Source organism: Pelagirhabdus alkalitolerans (assembly GCF_900096905.1).
GTDB lineage: Bacteria > Bacillota > Bacilli > Bacillales > Amphibacillaceae > Pelagirhabdus > Pelagirhabdus alkalitolerans.
The window spans coordinates 1-25,871 of sequence record NZ_FMYI01000003.1 but is presented as its reverse complement, the minus strand read 5'-3'; the positions used below and the strand labels follow the sequence as shown (position 1 = coordinate 25,871).

Annotated in this window: 26 protein-coding genes and 2 rRNA genes; 8 read left to right on the top strand and 20 right to left on the bottom strand. The window is 35.3% G+C overall.

Annotated features, from left to right (window positions below; genetic code table 11):
* Nucleotides 1–163: 163 nt before the first annotated feature.
* Nucleotides 164–1,228, bottom strand: coding sequence for a bifunctional 3-deoxy-7-phosphoheptulonate synthase/chorismate mutase (locus tag BLR62_RS04710; RefSeq protein WP_090793868.1), 1,065 nt, complete (start codon nt 1,226–1,228; stop codon nt 164–166).
* 281 nt (nt 1,229–1,509) lie between these two features.
* Between BLR62_RS04710 and pilM the strand changes: the two genes are divergently transcribed.
* Nucleotides 1,510–3,645: a pilus assembly protein PilM gene (pilM, locus tag BLR62_RS04705; protein ID WP_090793866.1), complete on the top strand. Its 2,136-nt coding sequence runs from the start codon at nt 1,510–1,512 to the stop codon at nt 3,643–3,645.
* 64 nt (nt 3,646–3,709) lie between these two features.
* Here the strand turns inward: pilM and BLR62_RS04700 are convergent, their stop codons facing one another.
* The 11 genes from BLR62_RS04700 to BLR62_RS04650 form a co-directional block, all read right to left on the bottom strand.
* Nucleotides 3,710–4,198: a YtxH domain-containing protein gene (locus tag BLR62_RS04700; RefSeq protein ID WP_090793864.1), complete on the bottom strand. Its 489-nt coding sequence runs from the start codon at nt 4,196–4,198 to the stop codon at nt 3,710–3,712.
* A gap of 51 nt (nt 4,199–4,249) precedes the next feature.
* Nucleotides 4,250–4,657 (bottom strand): DUF948 domain-containing protein, encoded by a 408-nt coding sequence (locus BLR62_RS04695; RefSeq protein WP_090793861.1) that lies wholly within the window; start codon nt 4,655–4,657, stop codon nt 4,250–4,252.
* Between the two features lie 177 nt (nt 4,658–4,834).
* Nucleotides 4,835–6,139 carry a UDP-N-acetylmuramate--L-alanine ligase gene (gene murC / locus BLR62_RS04690; protein WP_090793858.1) on the bottom strand — a complete coding sequence of 435 codons (1,305 nt, stop codon included), beginning with the start codon at nt 6,137–6,139 and terminating at the stop codon, nt 4,835–4,837.
* A 105-nt stretch (nt 6,140–6,244) separates the two neighbouring features.
* Nucleotides 6,245–7,351 (bottom strand): nicotinate phosphoribosyltransferase, encoded by a 1,107-nt coding sequence (locus BLR62_RS04685; RefSeq protein WP_090793855.1) that lies wholly within the window; start codon nt 7,349–7,351, stop codon nt 6,245–6,247.
* A gap of 93 nt (nt 7,352–7,444) precedes the next feature.
* Nucleotides 7,445–9,577, bottom strand: a complete 2,133-nt coding sequence (locus BLR62_RS04680) for a DNA translocase FtsK (RefSeq protein WP_245719395.1) — start codon at nt 9,575–9,577, stop codon at nt 7,445–7,447.
* 67 nt (nt 9,578–9,644) lie between these two features.
* Entirely contained in the window at nt 9,645–10,247 is a 603-nt protein-coding gene (ytpR, locus tag BLR62_RS04675) for a YtpR family tRNA-binding protein (RefSeq protein WP_090793851.1), read from the bottom strand.
* A 13-nt stretch (nt 10,248–10,260) separates the two neighbouring features.
* Nucleotides 10,261–11,073, bottom strand: coding sequence for a DUF1444 domain-containing protein (locus BLR62_RS04670; protein ID WP_090793849.1), 813 nt, complete (start codon nt 11,071–11,073; stop codon nt 10,261–10,263).
* 124 nt (nt 11,074–11,197) lie between these two features.
* A complete protein-coding gene (locus BLR62_RS04665; RefSeq protein WP_090793846.1) occupies nt 11,198–11,518 on the bottom strand; it encodes a thioredoxin family protein in 321 nt (106 codons plus the stop codon).
* 19 nt (nt 11,519–11,537) lie between these two features.
* Entirely contained in the window at nt 11,538–12,578 is a 1,041-nt protein-coding gene (locus tag BLR62_RS04660) for a PTS sugar transporter subunit IIC (RefSeq protein WP_090793843.1), read from the bottom strand.
* Between the two features lie 117 nt (nt 12,579–12,695).
* Entirely contained in the window at nt 12,696–13,196 is a 501-nt protein-coding gene (locus BLR62_RS04655) for a hypothetical protein (RefSeq protein WP_245719394.1), read from the bottom strand.
* 145 nt (nt 13,197–13,341) lie between these two features.
* A complete protein-coding gene (locus BLR62_RS04650; RefSeq protein ID WP_090793841.1) occupies nt 13,342–14,409 on the bottom strand; it encodes a M42 family metallopeptidase in 1,068 nt (355 codons plus the stop codon).
* 153 nt (nt 14,410–14,562) lie between these two features.
* On the opposite strand from BLR62_RS04650, the gene BLR62_RS04645 reads away from it, so the two are divergent.
* On the top strand, nt 14,563–14,883 hold the full coding sequence (locus BLR62_RS04645; RefSeq protein ID WP_090793838.1) for a PepSY domain-containing protein: 321 nt from the start codon (nt 14,563–14,565) through the stop codon (nt 14,881–14,883).
* 55 nt (nt 14,884–14,938) lie between these two features.
* On the opposite strand, the gene trmB is transcribed toward BLR62_RS04645, so the two are convergent.
* From trmB to thpR, 4 genes are all read right to left on the bottom strand, one after another.
* Nucleotides 14,939–15,577 carry a tRNA (guanosine(46)-N7)-methyltransferase TrmB gene (trmB, locus tag BLR62_RS04640; protein ID WP_090793836.1) on the bottom strand — a complete coding sequence of 213 codons (639 nt, stop codon included), beginning with the start codon at nt 15,575–15,577 and terminating at the stop codon, nt 14,939–14,941.
* A gap of 24 nt (nt 15,578–15,601) precedes the next feature.
* Entirely contained in the window at nt 15,602–16,387 is a 786-nt protein-coding gene (locus BLR62_RS04635; RefSeq protein ID WP_245719411.1) for a phosphotransferase family protein, read from the bottom strand.
* A gap of 128 nt (nt 16,388–16,515) precedes the next feature.
* Entirely contained in the window at nt 16,516–17,430 is a 915-nt protein-coding gene (locus tag BLR62_RS04630; protein ID WP_090793832.1) for an NERD domain-containing protein, read from the bottom strand.
* A gap of 12 nt (nt 17,431–17,442) precedes the next feature.
* Entirely contained in the window at nt 17,443–18,012 is a 570-nt protein-coding gene (thpR, locus tag BLR62_RS04625) for an RNA 2',3'-cyclic phosphodiesterase (protein ID WP_090793829.1), read from the bottom strand.
* A gap of 186 nt (nt 18,013–18,198) precedes the next feature.
* On the opposite strand from thpR, the gene BLR62_RS04620 reads away from it, so the two are divergent.
* Nucleotides 18,199–18,396 carry an HTH domain-containing protein gene (locus BLR62_RS04620; RefSeq protein WP_425438865.1) on the top strand — a complete coding sequence of 66 codons (198 nt, stop codon included), beginning with the start codon at nt 18,199–18,201 and terminating at the stop codon, nt 18,394–18,396.
* A gap of 47 nt (nt 18,397–18,443) precedes the next feature.
* On the opposite strand, the gene BLR62_RS04615 is transcribed toward BLR62_RS04620, so the two are convergent.
* Complete coding sequence (locus tag BLR62_RS04615; RefSeq protein WP_090793824.1) at nt 18,444–19,160, bottom strand: pseudouridine synthase; 717 nt, start codon at nt 19,158–19,160, stop codon at nt 18,444–18,446.
* A gap of 9 nt (nt 19,161–19,169) precedes the next feature.
* Complete coding sequence (locus tag BLR62_RS04610; RefSeq protein WP_090793822.1) at nt 19,170–20,801, bottom strand: putative polysaccharide biosynthesis protein; 1,632 nt, start codon at nt 20,799–20,801, stop codon at nt 19,170–19,172.
* 170 nt (nt 20,802–20,971) lie between these two features.
* On the opposite strand from BLR62_RS04610, the gene BLR62_RS04605 reads away from it, so the two are divergent.
* The 5 genes from BLR62_RS04605 to BLR62_RS04585 all read left to right on the top strand — a co-directional run bounded on the left by BLR62_RS04605 (nt 20,972) and on the right by BLR62_RS04585 (nt 25,387).
* Complete coding sequence (locus tag BLR62_RS04605; protein ID WP_090793819.1) at nt 20,972–22,228, top strand: BaiN/RdsA family NAD(P)/FAD-dependent oxidoreductase; 1,257 nt, start codon at nt 20,972–20,974, stop codon at nt 22,226–22,228.
* Nucleotides 22,229–22,343: 115 nt separating this feature from the next.
* A complete protein-coding gene (locus BLR62_RS04600; protein ID WP_090793817.1) occupies nt 22,344–22,718 on the top strand; it encodes a GntR family transcriptional regulator in 375 nt (124 codons plus the stop codon).
* Nucleotides 22,705–23,571, top strand: coding sequence for an ATP-binding cassette domain-containing protein (locus BLR62_RS04595; protein WP_090793814.1), 867 nt, complete (start codon nt 22,705–22,707; stop codon nt 23,569–23,571). Before BLR62_RS04600 ends, BLR62_RS04595 begins: the two co-directional genes overlap by 14 nt.
* Nucleotides 23,561–24,274, top strand: coding sequence for a hypothetical protein (locus tag BLR62_RS04590; RefSeq protein WP_090793811.1), 714 nt, complete (start codon nt 23,561–23,563; stop codon nt 24,272–24,274). Before BLR62_RS04595 ends, BLR62_RS04590 begins: the two co-directional genes overlap by 11 nt.
* Before the next feature lie 870 nt (nt 24,275–25,144).
* Entirely contained in the window at nt 25,145–25,387 is a 243-nt protein-coding gene (locus BLR62_RS04585) for a hypothetical protein (protein ID WP_090793809.1), read from the top strand.
* Between the two features lie 19 nt (nt 25,388–25,406).
* On the opposite strand, the gene rrf is transcribed toward BLR62_RS04585, so the two are convergent.
* Nucleotides 25,407–25,520: ribosomal RNA gene (gene rrf / locus BLR62_RS04580) — 5S ribosomal RNA — on the bottom strand.
* 257 nt (nt 25,521–25,777) lie between these two features.
* Nucleotides 25,778–25,871: ribosomal RNA gene (locus tag BLR62_RS04575) — 23S ribosomal RNA — on the bottom strand; the annotation flags it as partial.

The following is a 25,871-nucleotide window of genomic DNA, read 5'->3' as shown; positions in this document are numbered from 1 at the left end:
AGAGCATCTTCCATACTAATCTCCTTTTTATCAACATAAAGCTAATCTATACCATAGTATAACAAATTTTTCAGTTAACGTCTTTTATTTATAGTAAATAGTCTAAGCATAAATGTGCCCTTTCGTTTTAAACAAATTAAAAAGAAAGGGCACATAATTTTTCTTATTTAGTTACGACTTCTTTTAAAAACTGATCAAATTGATCAAAGTCCATTTGTTGTTGAGCATCTGAGAGCGCAACAGCGGGATCTGGATGTACTTCAGCCATAATACCGTCTGCACCAATTGCAAGAGCAGCTTTAGCAGCTGGAATTAATAAATCACGACGTCCAGTAGAGTGTGTAACATCGACCATAACTGGTAAGTGCGTTTCTTGTTTTAGGATAGGAACTGACGTGATATCTAGCGTATTACGCGTCGACGTTTCATACGTGCGAATGCCTCGTTCACACAAAATAATTTGACCATTTCCTCTTGAATTAATATATTCAGCAGCGTTGATAAAGTCAGAAACAGTAGCTGACATACCTCGTTTAAGGATGATTGGCTTATTCACTTCACCAGCCGCTTTTAGTAATTCAAAGTTTTGCATATTACGTGCACCAATTTGGATCACATCTAAATACTTAGCTGCTTCTTCCATATCTGCAGGATTAACGATTTCACTAACCACCGCTAAATCATATTCATCTGCAACACGTTTTAAAATGTCTAAACCTTCAAAGCCTAAACCTTGAAAATCGTAAGGTGATGTTCTAGGTTTAAATGCACCACCACGAATAATTTTCATACCTTTATTTTTAAGTTGTTCAGCAACTTGAGCAACTTGTGAATATGTCTCAACAGCACATGGACCAAATATATATTGTGGTTCATCCCCACCAAATTTAGCACCATTGATATCAACAATTGTATTCTCCGCCTTGCGCTTACGAGATACGAGTAATTCTTTGCTGTAATCTTTTTCTTGTAATTCTAATCCAGCTTTAAAGATTTCTTTAAACAAATGAATAATCGTTGCATCTTGGAAAGGACCACTATTATGCTTTTTAATCAGTTCAAGCATGTCTCGTTCACGAACAGGATCATACTTCTTGTCAGCACCTTGGTTTTCTTTCGCTTGTGCGGTTTCTGTCACTAATTCAGCGCGTTTGTTGATCAAGTTTAATATTTCTAAATTCACTTGATCAAGTTCATCTCTTAATTGATCTAATCGTTCATTACTCACTTTAATTCCCCCTATTGTTAATTTACTGCTTATCTATTGCATTAGACGATTCAAAGAATCGTAGCACTTCCGTATTATTTAAATAGATAAAGAATGATTAGGGCTTATTATAGCTAATATTCTTACAATTGTCACTACATTGTTTAAATATTTAGTATTTTCTTTATATAGTTAAGCGGTTTAATTTTCTTTTGAATCGTTTTTTTAAAATTCATTATATAAAATGATTAAAATCTGTTAAACTTTATGGTAATAGTATGTTGGTAGAAAGGATACGAATTATGACGAATTTAATCTTTGCACTCGACATTGGAACACGTTCTGTGATCGGTCTTTTACTTGAAGCAGATGGAAGCGAGTATAAACTTTATGACTATTGTATACACGAACATGATAAAAGATCCATGTTGGACGGTCAAATTCATGATGTTGTCCTCGTGTCTAATGTCATCAAGGAAGTAAAACAAGAGCTAGAAGATCGACATGACCTCACACTTAATAAAGTCTGCGTTGCAGCTGCTGGACGTGCACTTAAAACGAAACGCACACGTATTGAAAAGGACATTCATCAACACCCTTTAATGGAAAAAGAAGATATATTGTTTTTAGAGTTAAGCGCTGTTCAAAATGCACAATATGAATTGGCCTTGGAAGAAGAGAATGAAAATAGTCAAACACATTACTATTGTGTTGGCTATTCTGTCTTGCAATACAAATTAGACCATGACATTATCGGATCATTAATCGATCAACAAGGTCATAAAGCAGAAGTAGAAATTATTGCAACATTCTTACCTAAAGTAGTGGTTGAATCACTCCTTGCTGCACTTCAGCGTGCTAACTTGGAAATGGAAGCCTTAACTCTTGAACCGATTGCCGCTATTAATGTTTTAATCCCTGAATCTATGAGGCGCTTAAACATTTCGCTAGTTGATATTGGAGCGGGCACAAGTGACATTGCGCTCACAGATGAAGGTACAATTACAGCGTACGGCATGGTATCAAAAGCCGGAGATGAGATTACAGAAGCGATCAGCGATCAATACTTGCTTGACTTTAATGAAGCTGAACGTGTAAAACGAGAAATTACATCTCATGGTGAAGCGAACATAACAGATATTCTAGGATTTAGTGAGGTCATCACATTTGAAGACCTAGCTAAGACAATTAAAGAATCGATTGAAGATTTAGCTAGTGCGATTGCTGATAAAATTCTTGAATTAAACAGTAAATCTCCCAAAGCTGTCATGTTAGTAGGAGGTGGGAGTTTAACACCACGTTTAAGTACTGTTTTAGCAAAGAAATTAAATCTACCTGAAAATCGAGTAGCTGCAAGAGGTACAGATGCTATACCAAACCTTAAAACAATGATCGATATACCGACAGGACCTGCCTTCATAACGCCAATTGGTATAGCGATCGCTGCAAAACAGAATCCTGTCCATTATATTAGTGTAACCGTTAATGGTCGAGCTGTAAGATTGTTTGATATGAAACATTTAACAGTTGGTGATTGTTTACTTGCAGCAGGAATTTATATAGACAAAATGTACGGAAAACCTGGTATGGCCTATATTGTGACGTTTAACAACCAAAACATAACACTACCTGGTACACATGGTGAACCACCTAAACTGTTATTAAATGATGAACCGATTGAAGTTGATCAACCCATTAAACACGGAGACCATCTAATCGTTGAAAAAGGACAGGATGGATTGGAACCTAATGTCACTCTAGCCGAGGTTATCGATGATTACCAAGCATTTACCATTGAATTTAATGATCAAACCTTTACCATTAAACCAAAACTTAAAGTTAATAACCAATTTGTACAAGGCACGTATCAACTAAAAGATCATGACCAAATATCAGTTAAAGAGTCATTAACATTAAGAGAATGGCTTCATGAAGTAGGTAAAGCTTCACTTATTGACCAATTAAATCAAATGACAATTTATTTAAACGACGAAAAAATAAACCTAACAAACTTCTCAGCGAAGTTAACAGTAAATAATCGAAAGGCTGTTCTTGACCAGCCTTTGAAACCAAATGATAAAATCATTTATCATCCTGCTAAAAGAGTGACAGTTGAAGATTTATTCGTACATTTAGACATGCCAAGTTCTCAATCCATTAATGTCTACTTTAATGGTAAACCGGTTACACTTGAAAAAGAAACACAATCACTATTACAAGATAATCAAGTTTTAACTAAAGAAACTGTTATTGAACCTGAATCTCGCTTAACGACACAAAAGTCTGAAGAAACACCTTTTATCTTTCAAGACATTTTCAAAGTCGTGTCGATTGACTTAACAGAAGTGAAAGGCAATGTGTCACTCATGATTAATAAACAACCCGCCACTTTCTTAGATCCGTTAAATGAAAATGATCAGGTTGAATTAAAGTTTTGATCTGAAATGTATTTTTTCATAGTAAAAGGCTTGGAATTTTAAATTCCAAGCCTTAAGTTATGGACTATTTTTCTTTTACGTCTTCAGCAGCTTCTTCTACAGCTTCTGCTACATCTTTAGCTGCAGCATTTGTTGCTTTAGCCTTTTTCTTTGCAGTTTTTTTAACCTCATCAACTTTTTCTTCAAGATCCTCTTTAGCATCTTCAGCATCTGCATGTGCTTGATCAACTTTTTCTTGAATTGTTTGTTTTGTTTCATTAAATTTCTCTTGTAATTCTTGTGATTTTTCAGTTACAACTTCTTTCAAGCTATCTTTTTGATCTTTAGCATACTCTTTAAATTCGTCTGTCTTCTCATAAGCAACATCTTTCCATTCATCTGCTTTATCTTTTAGTTCGTGAGCACCTTTGTTAATGTCACCACGTAATTCCTTTCCTGATTTAGGCGCAAATAATAAAGCAACTGAAGCCCCTACTAATGTTCCGACCAATGAGCCGATTAAAAAATCCTTTGCATTGATATTTTCGTTTGTTTGGTTATCATGATTTGTCATACTAGAAAAACCTCCTAAAGTTTTTGTAATTAATTTATTGTGAAACAAACATTATTTATGTTTGTTTCTCTTGAATAATTCCATAACAACTGATCCCCACTTAATCGCTTGCGCTGTTTCTTCTTGATTGTCCACAGCTACTTTTGAGACAGAGTCAGATACTTGCTTTATGGAATCATTGAAACCTGAAATCGTTGTACCTAAACCGCCAATACTTTCAATAAGTACATTTAATCGTTTAGACTTATCATTAATATCTTCTGCTAAAGCATTCGTCCGATTCAACAGTAACGTTGTCTCAGTCGTGATCCCTTCCATTTGACTTTCTAAGCCTTCTAGAGTGTTTGCAACATTTGTCATTGTTCTTTCTGTTTCTTTTAAAACTTTAATGACATAAACAACTAATGCTGCAAATGCAACAGCAAAAATGAGTGCTGCAATATAAAGAAGATCAACCATTCGAGAACCACACTCCTTTTCTATGTATTGAAAACATTAAACTGACATATTGTTGTTTACCCGTTTCATGGAGTTGTAAACATAACATGCAAATAAACCCAAAACTTTATTACTTTCTTTTTTCTATATAAAAACTCTACGCCTGTTTACTATTCGACGTAGAGTTTTATTATCCTTCTAATGTTCAGAATTAATTACGTTCTCAAAAGCAACTTGATACTTTTCAATATCTCCTGCTCCCATAAAAACTAAAACATTGTCTTGACTATGATTTAATTGGTCTGTTCCATCCAACGTTAATCGTTTACTATTAGGAATTAAGCGTTGTAGATCTTTTATCGATAACTTCTCAACCTGTTCTCGTGCCGAACCAAAAATATCACATAAGAATACTTCATCCGCTTCATTTAATGTTTCAGCAAATTCATTTAGAAACATTTTTGTTCGAGTATAAGTGTGTGGTTGAAAAATAGCTGTTATTTTTTTGTTTGGGTATTTCTTTCTTACAGAATCGATTGTTGCTGCAATTTCTTTTGGATGGTGCGCATAATCATCAATTATAACTTGTTGATTAACGATTTTTTCTGAAAAACGTCTTTTAACACCAGTAAAGGAGCTTAAATGTTTCATCTCGTGACTTGACATACCTTCATAATGGCAAACCGCAATGACACTTAAAGCATTTAACACATTATGCGTTCCATACATCGGGATCATAAACTGATCATAATAATTATGACGCACATAAACATCAAATACAGTACCTTCTTCTGTCTCAACGACTTGTTTAGCTTGAAAATCATTACCGTCATTTAAACCGTAGTAAACAACAGGTACTTTCGCTTGGATTTGTTGAAGATACTCATCATCTCCACACGCGATAATCCCTTTTTTCACTTGATTAGCCATTTGTTCGAAAGCATTAAAAACATCATCAACACTTGAGAAATAATCCGGATGATCAAAATCAATATTTGTCATGATTGCATAGTCCGGATGATAAGCCAAGAAATGTCGACGATACTCACACGCTTCAAATACAAAGTATTCACTATCAGAATGGCCTAATCCTGTACCATCACCAATCAAGTACGATATAGGGTGGTTTTTTTCTAAAACATGTGCTAAAAGTCCTGTCGTAGACGTCTTACCGTGTGCACCGGTAACAGCAATACTCGTATATTGGCTTAACCAATCACTTAAAAATTCATGATACCGATAAATGGTTAATCCTAATTTCGCCGCAGCTTTAATTTCTTGATGATCATCACTAAATGCATTACCTGCTATAATCGTCAAACCTTGCTTTATATTGTCTTTATTAAATGGATATATAGGTATATTTTTTTGTCTTAATGCCTCTTCAGTAAAGAAATGTTTCTCAACATCAGATCCTTGTACATCTTCACCAGCATCAAATAGAATCTGAGCTAATGCACTCATTCCAGTTCCTTTGATCCCAACAAAATGATAAGTTGTCATAATTCTTACCTCCAAAAGAGTGGTAAACACTCCCTAACTCATATATTTTAAACACAATGCGTTATTATATCACATTCTACTCTTAAAATCAGTTAAAATAAAGCATTAAGGAGCATTGACTCTTTCTAATCTAGGATTGGGTCGGTACTGGCGACCGAATTTCGACTCTGGTTTACCATTTAATACCACACTATCACCCGTAAAGCCGATATTAATTTCTAACAAGCTTCGCCCCACACCGTACATGTCTACAGGTGCATTACATTTTTCAAAGCGACGAATTTTTTCTTCAGTGAAACCACCACTTGCAACAATCTTAATATGGTTAAAACCTTCTTCATCTAAAGCTTGACGTAATGCAAAAATGAGCTCTGGATTGACGCCTCTAGGATCAAATGATCCCATTAAATGTTGATTTCTTAAGAAATATTTATCTACCATATTATTTGAAGTATCTAAACGTACAGCCTTCAATTCATCTTTAAACTCACGAGCCGCTTTTAGAGAATCATTAATAACATCATTATTATAATCAACTAAAACCATCAAATCATCATCCGGATAAACATCGCGATATGCTCTAGCTGCCTCTACAATATCACCTTCAAACAGCTGAATAAGGGCATGTGGCATCGTTCCCATTCCTTTTTTTCCCCACCATTCGTTCATGGCGTGTGTAGCTTGAGCGGTTGATCCACCAATAAAGGCCGCGTAACCATCTCCAGCCTGTTGTGTATAATGATCATCACGATCTCCCATAAATATGACGGGCTTTTGCTTTCCTGAACTCCGACCAGCCTTAACGACGTTATACACGTTTGTAGCGACTGAGGTGCGACGTGCCAAAATACCATCAATAATGCCCTCCAAATAACCGAACGACTGGTAAGGGCCTTTTACGGTTAATACGGTTTCAAACGGGCTAATCTTATCGCCATCTTTTAATGAATAAATTTCTAAAGACTCCGGATGATCAGCAAATTCATGAATTAAAGCAATTGCCTCGTCCGTCCCGCATAATACAGCATTATCTTTTTGAAAGAATTGCATAACCACTTCGTTATTAGGCTTTTTTTCTTTAGCAATTTCTTTTGTTTTTAAAAAATATACAGCTGAAAACCAACCTTCTTTTATTCGCTCATCAAATTTAAATGTTTTATTTGTTAAACGATCAATCTTACCATTTAGCTTCATTGAAATTTCTTTTTCCATAAATCTAAACTCCTCGTTAACTTATTACTATAAGTTTAGTATCGTTTTAACCATCATATAAGATTATAAATATTTCCACAAGTTAATCTATTCTTAATTCGTTGTTTTCGATGTGACTAATACTTGTCTTGGTTTACTTCCGTTTTGTCCAGAGATCATACCTTCTGATTCTAAAGCATCAATCATTCTAGCTGCTCTATTATAACCTATTTTGAAACGGCGTTGTAGTAATGAGGTACTAATACTCTCATTTTCTATGGCAAATTGTAATGCATCATCGTATAGAGAATCTTCTATTTCTTCTTTCTCCGTTTGTTCGAGTAATTGATCTTGTTCAAATAAATAATGCGTTTCTTCCGAATGACGAACAGCCTGAGTAATACGTTCAATCTCCTCATCTGATACGTAAGCACCTTGAATTCTAACAGGGGTTCTTGCTCCATTTTCTACAAACAACATATCCCCTTTACCTAGTAATCTTTCAGCACCATTCGTATCTATCATTGTTCTTGAATCAACTTGAGATGCGACACTAAAGGCAATTCGTGTCGGTATGTTAGCCTTTATTAAACCAGTAATCACATCAACGGATGGACGCTGTGTCGCTAATAGTAAATGAATACCTGCCGCTCGAGCTTTTTGAGCAATACGGCAAATGGCATCTTCTACATCTTGAGGGGAGGCCATCATTAAATCAGATAATTCATCAATGACAATCACCAAATGAGGTAGCTTCTCAGCATTGCGATCATCTTTTTTTACTTTTTCATTGTAGCGATCAATATCACGAACGCCCATCTCAACAAATCGCATGTACCGCTCTTCCATTTCTTTCACGGCCCACTTTAGTGACTGTGTTGCTGCTTTAACATCTGTGATAACAGGTGATATGAGATGTGGAATATCGTTATAAGGCGCAAGCTCTACCATCTTAGGATCGATCAATAGGAGTCGAACTTCCTCAGGACTTGCACGAAAAAGTAATGATAATAAAATCGCATTTATACATACACTCTTACCTGATCCTGTAGCACCAGCAATTAGACCGTGTGGCATCTTTTTAATGTCGGATACTATTGCTCTACCCGAAATATCCAGTCCTAATCCGATCGTTAACGGGGACTGAGCATTTTTAAAAGAATCTGAATTAAATAAGTGCATCAAATTAACTGCGGACGGTTGATCATTCGGAACTTCTATACCAATTGCATTTTTACCGGGTATGGGAGCCTCAATTCGAATATCTTTTGCTGCCATATTTAGTTTTATATCATCACTTAAGTTTTTAACTTTGCTTACTTTTACACCCGTTTCTGGCTGTATTTCAAATCGTGTGACAGAAGGTCCTTGCATCACGTTTGCTATTTTTGCTTTCACGTTAAATTCTTCTAGCGTTTGGATTAACAGCTCGCTCTTTTTAGTCAACCACGTTTTATCCTCTTGACTTTGATCATTGACTTCATTCAATAAGTTAACGTTTAAATGATCAAGCTGTTTATCTTCAGTTTGAGCTCGTTTTTGTTTTCTTGATTCAGCATATCGTTTTTTATCACTCGGTCTCATCCGCACATTAAAAGGTTCCCTCTTCTTGTGGGTGGGTTGGGTTGTTTTGTTACTTGCAACGACAGAAGGTTCTTCTTGCTCAGTTGGTTTCGAATTGGTACGATCCATCATTATGTTTTCTTTCTCACTTTGGGTGTCAGCATCCATGTTGTGGTACTGTTTTTTCTCTTCTTGTTTTATTGGTTGATCTCTTCTACTTTCCCAATTGGGATCAATTATTGACGCTTCTTCTTTTTCATCCTCAAAAGATGTGTGTTTTAAAAGCTTATCTACTGGTTGCCTTTGTTTAAAACCATAAACGGGTGAAGGAACGTCTGACACTTTAAATGGCTTACGTTTTACTGACGTTGTCTGTTTTTGCGATTCATCCTTAGTATGTATAACCGGTTTTGATCTTTCAATTTTTTCACTTTTCTTAAGCTGTCTATTTTTGGGTTTTTCTTCCACTCTTTTAGGTGTTTGATCGACGCTCATAGGAAAATTATAAGACGTTTTTTTAGGATAATTAAAGGCTACCTTTGCCTCAATGGATTTCTCTCGGTCTTGACTATTCAATGATGTGTAGTCTTTTTGATCATTTTTATCTGGATTCGATTCAAATAATTGATTCAATCGATTTTTAAGTTGTTTCCACATGATTTTCCACTCTTCCATTTTTGCCATTTTATCATTATTTTAACAGCTTTTAAAAATGCGTAAAAGAGTCGATACTCCCTTACGCATTTATTCATTAAAATTCAAATACTTCTCCAGCTTTTCTATTTTCATCTAAAACGTAAATACCTTTTTCTTCTGGAGCATTTGGTAGCCCTAATTCTTTTTGAGAACAAATCATACCAAATGAATCAACACCTCGTAAATTAGTTGCTTTTATCTCCATACCACTTGGCATAATCGCTCCGACCTTAGCTACAACGACATGTTGACCTTCAGCTATATTAGGAGCACCACAAACAATTTGAGTCACTTCATCCCCTAAATCGACCTGCGTACATTTTAATTTATCAGCATTTTCATGTTGCTCAACGCTCTGTACGTAGCCCACAACAAATTTCGGTGACAAGTCAAGATCAAGTGAATGATCTACACCATTCGATTTAAATACATCATTAATTTTTTCAAGAAATGATTCTGTTATTTGGTGTTTACCATCTGAAAGATCAAGGTAAGTCGATGCCTTGAATAAATTATACCCTAAAACTTCCTCTGATTCCGTATCACGAATAACTGTCACATCACCAAATTGGTCTGATTTAATGTCGTCTCGATTGCCTGTTTTGATCGGAATAACGAGTACATCGCCGATTCCATTTCGATTATAAAATACATCCATATTGTACACCATCCTAGTCTTGTTTATCTGTTGGCTTTTTCTTTGCTAATATAAAAATAGGCTTGAGCTCATCATCTTCATACACAAATGATAGAGATGTAATGGGAACTCGACCTTCAGCAAAAAATTGCATAGCCATCTGTGCTATAATATCATAACCAGCATCATTTACAATATCGGCCACAATTAACGTATCTTGATGCGGAACTGAAAGTACGACCTCACCTTTTGCCTCTTCTTTAAACGTCTTTAACCAACTCTTATTGAGAATACGACTTGCATCATAACCATCATTCGCATTTACAAAATAAAACGCATTATCTGCCACCATATCTTCATTAAATGTTACCGGTAATGTTTTTAGATTAAATTGACTAATTTCTTTTAAGTGGTCTTCAGTCCATTTCACTTCTTCTAACATTGGTTGATCAATGAGTTGGTACGTCTCACCTAAGTCCAGAGCATAATAAATTCTTGTTTCTGCTGTATGCTCATGGTAAATCAACTGTGTTTTTGCATTTGTTTCTGTTGCAAAAGATGTACTTCGAATAACAGGAAAAATACTTTTTTCACGATCCTTTAATGATTGCTTTTGGGCCATCATATCTAACGATGACGTCACATGATAAACAAGCTCATCAATCGCTTGATCGCCTCTTTTTTCGTATTTTGCAATAACAGCGGGTAGCGTAATGGAAACGCCTTGTTTGGAATCTTTCAACTCGACGCGGTATTTATCTTCTTCTCTATTGTAACGTGTTATCCACTTTTCATCGCTAAATTTATCATCTAACCGTTTCTTTAATTGTATACTTGTTAAAGCCATTTATATTCCTCCTTTTGAGGATAGATTATCTAATAACGTATTGTATCATGACTCTTCTTGACATGAAAATAAAAGCACCTAAAACGGTACTTTTATCCTCAAACACTATTTGTTTTATTTTAAGTTAAGCCGCTATGACTTGATCAAGAAATTGTTCAATTTCTTCTTTCGTTTTTCGATCTTTACTAACGAAGCGATTAACTTCTTCACCATCTTTAAATGCTAAAAAGCTTGGAATTCCAAATATATCATGGTTAATGCATATATCGATGAATTCATCGCGATCTACATAAACAAGGTTAAGTTGATCATATTTTTCTTCCAATTCTGGTATTAATGGATCAATCAAACGACAATCTGGGCACCAGTTTGCCGAAAATAAAAAGACCGTTCGTCCTTCTTGTTTTAATGTATGGAATTGTTCTTCTGTTTGTATTTTCTCCACCTTAATTACCCCCTAATGTTTAATCATAATGAATGGTTAAATCGCCGTATTGGATCCATCCCCTTTTACGCATCCATTCAGATGTTATAAAGCTTATAGCAGCAGGACCTATAATATGCACCACAAAAAGCATGCCGAAAACGGATAATGAAAAGCCCATTGTTTGAAAGGTCATAATTTGACCTACTAAGCCAGAGGTTCCCATACCTGCACCTGACGGGTTATTAGCCATCTCGAACACAACTGTACCTACAGGTGCCATCACAATGGCCGCAATGGAAGGTGGAATGATTAGAAGTGGTTTTTTTATAATGTTCGCAATTTGTAACATCGAAGTACCAATTCCTTGAGCAATTAAGCCTCCCACTCCGTTTTCACGATAACTGCTGACCGCAAATCCTACCATTTGTGCAGAACAACCAATAACCGCTGCACCAGCGGCTAATCCGTCAAGAGAGAGCATGAGTGCAATCGCCACACTCGATATCGGAGCTGTAAGAGCCCATCCCATTAGAAGTGCCACGATGATCCCCATAATAAACGGCTGCTGAGCTGTTGACCAGTTTATAATTTCGCCTAGTCCTGTCATAAATGCATCAATTGGAGGTCCAATAAAACGACCTACAACATATCCTATCATAACAGTTAGAAAAGGTGTTAATATTATATCTACTTTTGTTTCTTTATAAATTAATTTACCAGCTTCTGTAGCAAATAATGCACTAATATAAGCGCCGACGGGACCACCTAATTGATAACCGAACGCACCCGCAAAAAGAGCTGAAAACAACACAAGCGGTGGTGCTTGCAAACTGTAAGCAATCGCAACACCGATCGCTCCCCCAATCACCGTCGGATCCATTGCAAATTCGCCCATTTCAATTAATGCTAAATTAAACTCATTTTCACCAAAGAAAGAGACAAGTTGTTCACCTAATGTGCTAACAATTAAACCAATAATTAATGATGAGAATAAACCTAAAGCCATATAGCTTAATGCTTTTATTAAATAAGTTTGAACGGATATTTCAATATTTTTTCTTTCTAAAAATGCAAGCATGATGTTTCCCCCTTTTTTCGTCTACCTCATCTTACATTATGTTTTTACATATGACAAGACACATGAAGTAAAAAAACGTTACTTTTCTTTTGAATAGAAAAGTAACGTAGAATATCGCTAATTAAATTCAATGGAATTAATGATTTGACTCATCTTTTCTAACTGTTGTTCAGCATCGTCAAGTGAGCTGTGTGTGGTCATTCTTATACCACCAATGCCTATTTGAATTTCATAATCATCTTCCAGTTCGCTCAATTGAAGATAGCCAAAACGTTCATCATCTTCGTATGATTCCAACAACAGATGGTGATCCATCGTTTCCGCCTGTGAATAAAATGAATCGCTCATAGGATCTTCAAGATTATTAGAAAATAAGATATATGTTTGATTTTGATCTTCAATCACTAAGTAATTCTCAGCCTCTTCTGTAATCTCTGCGGTTTCAGGAATATAAATATCAAATAAAGCAAATTCATGTGTCACTGCTGGAGAATCAACGTCAAAATACTCATCGGTTTTTTCCGTAATTGAATCAACAACCTCTTCTTCTGATACACCACATGCACTTAAACCTATAACAACCGCCAATAAAATCATCATTATGTAAAAACGTTTCACCTAAAGTCCTCCTAAACCTTTGAATGTCAAGTTATATCATACTTGATCAAAAGTAAAGAACGCAATAGATGAAACGCTATATTACAATAATTTAACGAATTGACAATACTTTTTTAATATTTTTGTATTTATTTACCTAGACTTATTAACTATTAGCACGTATCTGATCGACAGTCTTTTGATCAGTATGTTTGACGAGTTTAACAATCAACTCTTTAGCTGCCTCATAATCATCAACATGAATAATAGAGCCATGTGTATGAATATAGCGAGACGCAATACCAACTACAGCAGATGGAATACCTTCATTCGCTAGATGTACTCTTCCAGCATCTGTCCCTCCTTGTGAAATGAAATATTGATAAGGAATTTCGTTTGACTCCGCTGTATCAAGTACAAAGTCTCTCATGCCTCGGTGCGTAATCATGGAGCGATCAAAAATACGTAATAAGGCACCTTTACCTATTTGACCAAATTCTTTGTCATCTCCTGACATGTCATTTGCTGGCGATGCGTCAAGTGCATAAAAAATATCCGGTTTGATCATATTAGCCGCTACTTGAGCACCTCTTAGCCCAACCTCTTCTTGAACGGTCGCGCCTGAATATAATTGATTGGGTAAAGTTTCCCCTTGTAAATTTTTAAGCAAATCAATGGATAGCCCACAACCATAACGATTGTCCCAAGCTTTAGCTAATAACTTCTTTTCATTCGTCATTTTCGTAAAAGGCATCACAGGGACAATGGATTGACCTGGTTGAATTCCAATAGCTTTTGCATCTTCTTCATCATCTGCACCGATATCAATTAACATATTTTTTAGTTCCATCGGTTGCTTACGTTGTGCATCTGTTAAATTATGAGGTGGAATCGACCCAATCACGCCTATAACCGGACCATGATCTGTCATGATTTGAACACGTTGTGCAAGTAGGACTTGTGACCACCAGCCACCTAAAGGTTGAAACTTAATCATACCGTTTTTAGTGATTTTGGTCACCATAAATCCGACTTCATCCATATGACCTGCTACCATTACACGTGGGCCTTCTCCTTCTTTTACACCAAATACGCCACCAAGGTTATCTTGGACTAAATGATCGGAATATTTATTTAGTTCTTGCTTCATATACTGACGGACGAGATGTTCGTTGCCAGGTGCGCCTTGTAGTTCAGTTAATGTTTTAAACATTGTTTCTGTTTCTTGATTCATTATGTACGGCCTCCCTAATCAAAGTCTTAACTGTCATTGTAGCGAAATCTAGAGTTTTTTTCCACTCATTTTATCGAAGTCCGGAAAATCAATTTTCTAAATCAGCTCAAATCATGTATACTAACCTTAACGACTAAATTAGGGGTGAAATGAATGAACTGGAAAAAAACACTCAGCACGATTGGAGTAGGCATCGCAATTGGCTATTTACTTAACGATCAATTGCAAAAAATGCCCATTCGACCTGAAGATGCCTTGAAAATGGCAAAAGAAAAATTCAGAGTGTATGGATCTGTAAGTGGATCATGGATTTATATGAAGACAGAACCTCTTACGATACACGGTCTTGATTATATCGTTTATCGTGGTGGTATTACACGCACGATAAATGAAGAAAGCATTCAGTATGAGTTCTTTATCGATGCTCATACAGGTACGATCATTCATGCTGAAGAATCCAATCATTCGATTTAATACGCTATAATGAATAAGGCTCATCCTTTAATGGATGAGCCTTTGTGTTTATTTCTTATTGGAATCTAGCTTGGACACGATAAATCGGCTGCCCTCTAGAAGAAAATTTCTCTTCATATTCTGTCATAACATTGGTAGGATCTTCTAACTCATGTAAATCCAATGTCACTTCATCTAATACCATACCAAACTGCGAAAAACTCGTTAAACTATATTCAAAAAGGTGACGATTATCTGTTTTTAGTATAACGTCTCCGCCTTCTTTTAGTACTTCTTTATACTGCTCCAAAAACGTGTGATACGTTAAGCGTCTTTTCTCATGCTTATTCTTCGGCCACGGATCAGAGAAATTTAAATAAATTCGATCAACTTCTCCTTCTCCAAAAAAAGACCGCAAGTCCTTAGCATCTGTATTAATCAGTTGTACATTATCTGGCTTTGATTCAACGACTTTATCTAAAGCACTAACAATAATACTTTTAACCAATTCAATCGCAACAAAATTGATCGACGGGAATTGATCGGCCATCCCGGTAATAAACTGTCCTTTACCAGCACCTATTTCCAAATAAATCGGTTGATGCTGTGAAAACCTAGACTGCCAATTACCTTTTAAACTTTCTGGTTCTAATACAACATATTCTGTATGTTTTTTTAAATAATCATCAGCCCAAGGCTTGTGTCTAGCACGCACGTTGATGTCTCCTCACATGAAAAATTAACGCAATAATTGATGCGTACGCTGCAAAATCAATTCCAGCTCTTCTGCGCTCTCTTGCAATGTATGATGATCTTGCAATTGATACATATCCGAAATCAATTGATAAATCATATACCAATAAATTCTTATATACAGGGATTGGCTACTTTTCACACCATAATCAGTCAACCAATTTTCCCACTCATCAAACGGGATATATCGACTAAATAACATACTAAGGTCAATGGCTGGATCGCCAATTTCAGCATTATCCCAGTCGATTAAATAAAGTTGATCACGATTCGAATACAACCAATTGTTATGATTAAGATCACAATGACAAACAACTGGCTTCACGTCTAGTGCCACATCCAAATGTGTTTCCATATATTTTAACCCTTGATAAATTAAGGTTGCATACTGATGACTTGATTGCCATTTAATCCGATTTCTTAACTCTTGGATGAGATAAGAAGCATCCATAGGTTTTTTACCCATTCGTGTTAGCATATCTAATAATTCTGTCGAATGGTGTATTTGACCTAATAGCGAGGCTACTCTTGGGTGTTTAATCGTTTCAGCATTTAACTCTTCGCCTTCTAACCACTCTTGTGCTGTAATGACATCCCCATTTTCAAGCCTCTTTGTCCATACCAACTTAGGAACAATACCCTGTGCGGATAATACGGCTAAGAATGGTGAAGAATTACGCTTTAAAAATAATTGCTTTTGATCAGATTTAGCATAGTAAGCTTCGCCTGTTGACCCTCCAGCAGATTGAATTGTCCACCCATCTCCTAACATATCCTGCACAAAGCATCCTCCTCTCGAATTCGTTCATCAAATAAAATGGTGAGAACACGCCACCATATTTATAATCACTAATATTAGATTAACGTATAACATCATGTAGAATCAAGTAAAATTTTTAATTATGTTGTAAAATCATCAGATTCATCACGATCCCACTCTGGTCGATAAACTGAAACAGTGTCTGTAAAGTTTAATAACGTTTCCGCTACTTTTAACTGGTGGTGCTTGAGTGGACTTAATTCATTTCGTTGAGCTTGCAACCAATCTTCGTGAAGATCACGTCCAATATAATGGGTTTGATAGGGCTCAGAAATGTAACCAATTGGATTTGTTCGAGATAAGACTAATTTCTTAATAGGCATTTCCAACCCCTGTTGAGTTAAAATGCTTTTAATAATCTTATCAGAACGTTGCAAGGACACCATAGGGCTCATAAATTTTGTCTGAACATTATTTTCTTCAGTAAACCACGTTCTTTCGTCTCCAACGATGATTGATTGTGTTGATGGTCTTTCAACAAGCTTAATAAGATTAATTTCTGTTGGTTTGATTAAAATAATATCTAAATCAACGGTTGCCTTTTTCAACTTAAAAATTGGGTTGTACATAAAGAGAAATGTATCTGGAAATCGCTGCATAAAGTATTTGAGCGTTAAATCATCTTGATATAAGCGATCCAGAAATGACATTTCATTGATCGTTGACGATGCCCAATTTAGTTGAAATGAATACAATGAATCCAAAAAATAATGCTTTAACTGTTCTTCTGTTTGCGGCAATACTTCTTGAGGTTCGTCATATGCCTCATCAATTGACTCCCGCTTGTTAAAGTAACTTTTCCACTTTGATAAAATACTTTGATCTTGGTCGCTTTCAAGTGGATCCTCTAGTTCAAGAGGTTGTTTTTGTAGTTCCCAAGCATTTAGCACACTTTGCCAGTTCGCTTGTTTTAATCGAATATATTGCCCAGGATAATGAAAAATATCACGTTGATAACGAGATATATAATTTTCAAGTTTAATCAATTGTGCCATCTATCGTACACCTCACTTTAATTCGATGCTTCTTACAATATGATAATTAGGCGTTGTATGTTGGACGCTATATAATGATATGGACTTTAGTTTACTACTTATTTTTTGAGCTGGTGCTTGATCAAAAAAGGCAACGTGTTGATCAAGCATATATTTTTCATTCACCTTTTTAGCCAATGTAACATGTGGTGAGTAGGAGCGTTTATCAACTGGGAGATCAGTAGTTGATGCATAACACTTCACAAATTGAATAAGCTCATTCATATATTCTGTTAATTGCACATCTAACACAACGACTCTTGGGTGTGGAAGCGTTCCAAAATAACCGCCGCTACTTAAATAGGTTTCAATTTTATTAAAGTCCGCTAATTTATTCATTAGCTCTTTAATCCGATCTAATTGATCTTGAGATAAAGCACCAAAAAATTGAATTGTAATATGAAAATCTTCCTTATGAACCCAACTTTTATAAGCCGAGTAACCAATTTCCTTTGCCAATTTTTCTTGTTGTTTTTGAGCCCAGTCTTTAGACGTTGAGTCTAAATCAAATGCTAAGAAATAGTGTGTCTGAAATACATTCACTCTTAATCACTGTCCTCTTTAGTTATTATATCGACAAATTTTCTGATAAATAAACGAGTTGTTGAACTATGAAACTATACAATTTTAAAAAAAGGGTGTAAAATAGCTTTTAAAGAGATTCAGCAACACCACAGTACTAATGTTGACCATTAAGGAGTGGTTTTTTTGAGTCATCAGACAACGAGAATGTTAACCCGAATAAAAGCCGTTTATTTATTCATTGATCAGAACGGACCTGTCACAACGTCTGAAATTGCTGACGAATTCGACATTACTGATCGAACTGTTCAACGTGATCTTAATGTCTTACAGTATAATGATCTCGTTAAGAGCACAAGTCGTGGTTATTGGGATGTCACTGAAAAAAAAGTGAAAAACCGGTAACAAACATTTTTGTATGCTGACAACTTATAGTCAGCTTTATTTTTTGTCTATGACCGCAAGCTTTTTAAATAATCAATCTCCTCTTGAGTGAGTCTTCTATACGAACCCTTCTCTAATTTGGGATCTAGGATCCAATCCCCCATCGCATATCGTTTCAAATAAACGACGTTTTTACCGATCGCTTTAAACATACGCTTCACTTGATGAAACTTACCCTCAGTAATCATTAATTCAATTTCTGATCGAGTACCGCTTGAGAGAATCGTTAACTCAGATGGTTTCGTTAAATAGCCGTCATCAAGTTCAATACCTTCTTTAAATTGTTCTACTAAAGATGTATCCAATGCACCGCCTACTTCAGCATAATAATATTTACCGACATCTTTTTTTGGAGAAAGTAATTGGTGCGCTAATTTTCCGTCATTCGTTAACAATAGTAACCCTTCTGTGTCTTTATCCAAGCGTCCAACTGGGAAAGGTGCTTTCACCTTATCCACTGAATCTAACAAATCGATAACCGTTTTATCTCTTGTATCTTCAGTCGCTGAAACAACACCACTCGGTTTATTTAACATAAAATAAACGAATTCTTCATAGACAACCTTTTCGCCTTTAACTTCCACCTCATCCCTCTCTAAATCAATGTGCACTTTCCCCTGTTTAACCGTTTTTTCATTCACTCGGACGTGACTTTGTTTTAATAAATCTTTCACTTCTTTTCGACTACCAAAACCAGAATTCGCTAATAATTTATCGAGTCTCATTTTTCCACCTTACTTTCTTTTAAATCGATCTAAAAATGAAATCTTTTGTCCGATCACACGTTCAATTAATGTTGATTGATAGCCAAACCATAAATAGACCCCTGCACCAACTGGAACAGTCATCATTAAGATCATAATATTAGCTAAACGACCTTCTTCATACGTTAAACCTAAACCGACGATTTGACGCATCACAAGTACAGCTATCGTCATAAACAGTGTGAAAATCATCATCAAGACAGTTCGTTTAATAAATGCTTTTAACGGGAAACCGACCGATCGTCTAATGCGCCACAAATTAATGGCTACGGTAGAGAAGGAAGCAAGTCCCGTTGCTAAAACAGCCCCAACTGGACCAAATAGATTTAGAAAAGGAATCGTTAAGATACTTTTCAGTAATAATCCAACCGCTAAGCTATAAATAGCAAACCGTTGCTGACTAATCCCTTGTAAGATAGATGATGTCACCGTAAATAAAGCAAAGAACAACGCCACCGGTGCATACCACCCTAAAATATATCCGTTTAATTCAATATGTTGGTTGACACCATAAAATGCTCCCCATACCTCATGCGACAACAACGACATACCAACAACTGCTGGCAAGATCAACAAGACAATTATTTGTAACGATTGATTAATTTGTTGAAAAAGCAATGATCGGTTTCGATCGACAAATGATTTTGTTAATGTTGGTAATGTCGCTAAAGACATGCCTGTTGATAACGTGATAGGAATCAATATCAGTTTATGACCATATAGATTAATATTTGAAAAGGTATTTGTTATAACGGATTGATCATAATCCAATTGCACAAGTGTTCTTGTAAAAGTGATCGCATCAATCTGTTGATAAAGCGGAATCGCGAGTCCTACAAATACAAAGGGGCCTGCATAACTAAACAACTCTTGGAATAGTTGCTTTGTCGATACATTCGATTCCACTGATCTTTGATTCTTTATATATCGATTGATATGGCGTTTTCTTTTTTTCCAGTACCAAAAAAGTACAATAGCTGATGCAATAGCTCCAACAAAGGCAGCAAACGTCGCAAAACCTACAGCCAATGTCACTGTGCCATCAAATATGTAAAGGACAACATAAACAGATAACAGTAAAAAAGTAATGCGAACAATCTGCTCAATCACTTGTGAAATAGCGGTAGGTCCCATTGATTGATAACCTTGAAAGAAACCACGTGTAATGCTCATTGATGGAATAATTAATAAGGCAAAGCTAACCATTCGAATAACCATTGTCACATCTTCAACCGAAATATTATTTGCATCATCTGGGATATAAATACGAGCTAAAACACTCGCCCCTCCAAATAGTATAATAAATGTCACAAAACCTGTGATCATCATCAATCGAAGTGCTAACCGATACATTCGATAACTTGTTTTATAGTCACCAAGTGAGTTATATTTAGCTACAAATTTAGAAACAGCTAACGGGATACCGATCGTTGATAAACTAATGAAAATACTATACGGTCCATACGCTAAACCATATAACGTTCCGCCTGTCGCACCAACTAAGCTTTCAAATGGAATCGTATAAAGCATTCCTAATAATTTTGATAGAAATGTAGCACCAGTTAACAATACTGTGCCACGAACAATTGTATTTTTAGACATTTTATTCACCTTTATTCTTAAAATCGATCTTTATTCAATACGTCATATTTTATCACAGATTAAGCAAGTTGTAAGATCGCTTAAGCAATCACCTTCGAATTATAGTATACTCTTATTAGATAAAATTGTCTGCTCAAACCTATTTTGAGCAAAATGAAAGGATGTCAAGTTTGAATTATGATGTGGTCGTAATAGGTGGAGGCCCTTCTGGGTTGATGGCAGCTATTGCCTCAGCAGAACAAGGAGCTAACACTTTATTAATTGAAAAAGGAAAAAAGCTAGGAAAAAAACTCGAAATATCAGGTGGTGGACGCTGTAATGTAACAAGTCGCCTTCCTAAAGATGAAATTATTAAACACATCCCAGGAAATGGACGCTTTCTATATAGTGCTTTTTCTGTTTTTGATAATGAAGATATTATAGATTTTTTTGAAGACCTTGGCGTTAAATTAAAAGAAGAAGATCATGGACGCATGTTCCCTGTCAGTGATTCTGCCAAAGATGTCGTAAAAGCCTTAATCAATCAACTAGACAATTTAAATGTTACCGTTAAGATGCAAACGAAAGTCGAAGCAATCGATTTTCGTCAAGATCACCATACCGTGATATTAGATAACGATGAAAAGATTCAGGTAAAAAATATTGTTGTCGCAGTCGGTGGGAAAGCTGTTCCTTACACAGGTTCAACCGGAGACGGTTATAGCTGGGCAAAAAAAGCGGGTCATACGATCACGACACTTTTCCCTACCGAGGTTCCTTTGAAATCGAATCAAGCTTTTATTAAAAACAAAGCCTTACAAGGACTCTCTTTAAGAGATGTCGCTTTAACGGTTAAAGACTCAAATGATAAGTCTCTCGTTACACACACAATGGATATGATCTTTACACACTTCGGCATATCGGGTCCTGCCGTTTTAAGATGTTCACAATATGTCGTCAAGCAATGGTTAACTTCAAATGAACCCGTCAAATTATTGATTGATGCCTTGCCTAATACGAATGAAGAAACGCTATTTCAAACGTTTAATCAATTAATGGAACAAAATCCTAAAAAATCAATAAAAAATAATCTAAAAGGTTGGGTGCCTGAGCGTTATTTTCTATTCTTACTTAAAGAAACGAACATCGACCCAGATATAAATAGCGCAAATATTTCCCGGGAAAAGATTCGAGCACTAGTCGAGCATTTAAAGCGATTTGAGGTATACGTTCATGATAGCTTACCGATCGAGAAAGCATTCGTCACAGGCGGTGGTGTATCGATTAAGGAGGTCATTCCTACAACCCTTGCCTCTAAATTAATGGAAGGGCTCTTTTTCTGCGGTGAAATCCTTGATATTCATGGTTATACAGGTGGATACAACATTACCTCAGCACTTGTTACCGGTCGATTAGCTGGTCAAAACGCAGCTTGGAACTCTTTTTAGAATCGTCATTAGGCGATTCTTTTTTTTAGGAAATTTTACTATTTGCTATTGCATTATCTCAACTTATGTTATATGGTTAATTACATAAGTAACTAACCAAACAGGTGGTGATAATTTGAATCACAAACTACAAGAAGATCAACCCATCTTCCTTCAAATTGCTGATGTAATTGAAAAGAGTATTGTAGATGGAAATATAAAAGCACATGAACAAATCCCATCAACAAATGTATTTTCTAAACAGTACCAAATCAACCCAGCTACAGCTGCTAAAGGGATAAACTTACTCGTTGATCAACAAATTTTATACAAAAAACGAGGTGTTGGTATGTTTGTGACGGAAAAAGCATTTCACGTCATTTTAGAAAAGAGAAAAAATCGTTTCTATGATTCATTAATGGTTCCTTTGTTAATTGAAGCAAAACGATTAAATTTAAGTAAAGATCAATTAAAACAATGGATTGAGGAGGGTTTAGATGACAGTTATTAAAGCGGATCAACTAACTAAAAGTTACAAAGGTGAGCAAGCATTAGATGCTTTAACTGTTCAATTTGAAGGAGATAAAATCATCGGTCTTTTGGGGAAAAATGGCGCTGGAAAAACAACTCTAATGCGTTTATTGGCCGGTCATTTCAAGCAAACAAGTGGAAACATTACAATCAATGACCAGGAACCATTTAATAATTATTTTTTAACACGTGATATTTGTTTTATCCAAGAAAATAACAACTTCTTTGAAAAGTTTAAAGTCAATGAAGTCATACAACTTGCTTCACAATTCTATCCTAATTGGGATGAAGAAGAAGCAAATCAATTGTTAAAAACATTCCAGTTAAATCGAAAACAAAAAATTAACGCTCTTTCTAAAGGGATGCTGTCAGCTTTAGGTATTATTGTCGGTATTGCAAGCCACGCACCTATAACTATTTTTGATGAGCCATATATTGGACTCGATGCATCTTATCGCTCTGTATTTTACGATAAGTTACTCGAAAGCTATCAGTCCAATAAAAGAATGATTATTCTCTCTACACATTTAATTGATGAAGTCAGTCGATTGTTCGAAGAGGTTGCCATTTTGCATGAAGGGAAACTCCATTTACATGAAATAAGTGAGCAATTAAAAGATAACCATTGGTTACTACGAGGAAAAAAAGAAACCATTGACCAAGAAACAAATCATTTGAACGTCATTCATTCATCAGAGTTCTTAGGTAAAAAAACGGTTGTCGTATACGACACAATTAATGAGCAACACGAAACGATTGAATACGATAAATTATCACTGCAACAATTATTTGTCTATTTAACAAAAGAGGAGGTTGCCCAAGATGGACAGTGAATTAAAAAGCACACTTTATTATTTTTATAAATATTCTTACAAAACCGTCATGATTTTCTGGCTTGTTTATTTTGGTTTTATCGCCCTATTTATGACACTTGCATTAACAACACAAGGAACTGTCGAATTCCAAGGTGTAAACACATTACCAAGTACAATTTTTATGATTATTTTTGGAATGCTTTGTATAAAAGACGTCTTCCCATTTGTCATAAAATTTGGTGTATCGAGACAAAAATTCACCCTAGCAACCCTTGTTTATGCACTTATGTTATCAACTTTTATGTTAGTTGCTAATCATGGTTTCTTCATAGTCACTGACAATCTTATTGATGTTTTGAACATTAACAATTTTAATTTTGTTAGTTTTAATGCAGACCAATACGCACCTTTAATTAATGGAAATGAATACTTGTTTGAATGGCTCATGTATTTAACGTTCTTCTTATTCTTCAGCTTAATTAGCGCTCTTTTCTATCGCCTTGGTATGAAATGGGGACTCGTTGTATTATCCATACTGCCTTTATCAATGCTTATTCAACCGGTTGGTACACAAATACTTGAATACCTATCATACTTAAGCCTTTTTCATGCTAATTATCAACCTATTTACTTTTTAATTCCTATTTCTTTAATCGTTGCATTGTTAGGATTGGTCATTCAAAAAATGAGCGTCATTGATCAAGTATCTTATAAAGGATGAACTAAGTAATAGATAACATCATCCCCCTATACAACCCAACATGAGTTGTATAGGGGGGATTTTTTTATTATTTTACTCTAACATACAATTTTGAGGGGTACGCCATTCAACACACTAATTTTTACAATTAAATTATATGTACTATGTGTCCATCAAACTACACTTGCACCAGACCATGTTATGACTTTGATTGTATTAGATAAAGTCAGTAGACTTCACGTTATTATATACGCTATCACAACAGTATTTAACAAATAATTATATCTATTTATTCCCGTATATAAATAGAATGATAGATAATACAAACAAATAAAATAGCCCAATTTGTAAGTTAACTACATTCACTATGTAATTAATATAATAATTGGTTGTTAACATTACGCCATTACCAGAATGCATAAAAAAAGAAACGATTTCCGGTGTTAATATGGATAGTATTGCAATTCCGATTATAGAAAAAATCAACTTTTGTTTATTAGACAATTTAACGACATCCTTTACTGATATATGATATTAAGAGTAAGATGCCCTTATTGATTGGTAAGGACTATCTATACCATTTTTTCATATTCAATACCCATCTCATTTAACACTGAAAGTAAAGAATATTTTCCATTATTCTACTCTCTTTTACATTAACATTTTATATATATTACAACAATATATTAATTAACAGCAAAACAGATAACATACGCAATGTTGCTTGATCGGAAGCATTTGTCGTATCACTATTATCTTGTGAGCTAATACACTTAACACCTTTTCCTTAAAATTTATCAACTCTTATTATAAAGCGTATAGAATTTAAAATTATCATATAGCTTTTCTTATGATAAGATTTTTATATAATAACTTTTGGGAGGTATTTTTATGTGGAAGTATATTATTATTTTAGGGCAATTATTAATGAGCCTATCAATTATTTTGATAGGAATTTATAGAGATGATCTTCATATATCAGCTATTACATTTCTTTTAGGTTTTTTTTATTTTCAACCTCAAGTTATATTGAAAAAAATCGAAAATAACTATACATATGAGCGACTTCTTTATTTGAAACTGTTTGATCAAAGTCATTATATATTAATACTTAAAAAACCACTCATTCATTAGAATGAGTGGTTCACTTTTTGCTTAGCGACGTCCTACTCTTGCAGGGGTAAACCCAACTACCATCGGCGCTGAAGAGCTTAACTTCTGTGTTCGGCATGGGAACAGGTGTGACCTCTTCGCGATTGTCACTAAACAAAGTCAATATGAAGGGTGCACCTTCAAAACTAGATAAGAATGTAGACAAGGTCATATCGGGTGTTGCTTGGTTGAATCCAGCTTTCGTTGTCAAACGGTCACTCAAGCCTTTTGGTTTAATCTAGCTCCGGTGCCCAACAACGCGATGACTTCACAAAGTTCCCTACGATAAGTCATCTGCGATTCGTGATTCCTTTATCTCAGTCACTTTGCTCCAGTCATGTCGTTGTTAAACGGGCACCTGCACTTTTTATTTTAGTTAAGTCCTCGATCGATTAGTATTCGTCAGCTGCACATGTCACCATGCTTATACCTCGAACCTATCTACCTCATCGTCTCTGAGGGATCT